This window comes from Acidithiobacillus sulfurivorans (assembly GCF_018853815.1).
GTDB classification, from domain to species: Bacteria; Pseudomonadota; Gammaproteobacteria; order Acidithiobacillales; family Acidithiobacillaceae; genus Acidithiobacillus; species Acidithiobacillus sulfurivorans.
The window spans coordinates 1-323 of the sequence record NZ_JAAOMP010000084.1; the positions used below are offsets into that span (position 1 = coordinate 1).

Here is a 323-nt window from a genome sequence, read left to right on the forward strand (position 1 = left end):
CAGCAAAGTACCCAGGGTCTGGGCTGCCTGATTCAGCATACCGACCAGCGCATCGTACAGATACGGCAACAGGAATACGGTCCCGGTTCAAACGGCTCTCCGGCAGCATCGCCTACTACCTCCACTACCGCACCTACGGCATCCACCACCAGCGCGGTCTTTTTGGCCCCCTGTCCGACCCCGGGCACGAGTGCTTCCGGAGGCATCAACTGGAACTCCATGCAGTCCATTGAGCAATACTTCAAGACGCACGAGACAGCCGCACCCCATCCCGCATCAGCAGCCTGCCCCGCAGGCAGCTGCTGCGTCAAAACCTCCGCACT

At 61.0% G+C, this 323-nt stretch carries 1 protein-coding gene; it reads left to right on the forward strand.

Going from position 1 to position 323, the window contains the following annotated elements; genetic code table 11:
• A partial coding sequence (locus HAP95_RS07645) for a hypothetical protein (RefSeq protein WP_215883682.1) occupies positions 1 to 323 on the forward strand: 323 nt, incomplete at both ends.